Annotated in this window: 1 pseudogene; it reads left to right on the top strand. The window is 58.9% G+C overall.

Features of this window, described 5'->3' with window-relative positions:
• Positions 1-241 (top strand): annotated as a pseudogene (locus KVT28_RS26415) (deaminase); the annotation flags it as partial.

Below are 241 nucleotides of genomic sequence, written 5' to 3'. Positions count from 1 at the left end.
TGAGCATCTCAAGCTGGCGCTAGCGAATCATGCGCAATTCCCGTGTGAAATCGTTGCCTTCCCGCAGCACGGTTTGCTGCATTCGAAGGTTGTTGGCTTGATGCGCGAAGCGATGCAGATGGGCGTGCAGTTTGTCGGCGGGCTCGATCCCACCAACGTGGGTGGCGCGATGCAGGCGTCGCTGGATGCGATGTTCCAGATCGCCCTCGATTTCCAGCGCAGCGAGGATATCCATCTGCAC

Origin of the sequence: Pantoea sp. GbtcB22 (assembly GCF_019091025.1) — a bacterium.
Taxonomy (GTDB): domain Bacteria; phylum Pseudomonadota; class Gammaproteobacteria; order Enterobacterales; family Enterobacteriaceae; genus Pantoea; species Pantoea leporis.
Note: the sequence above shows the minus strand (reverse complement) of the source record. Positions and strands in the feature narration are given on the sequence as shown.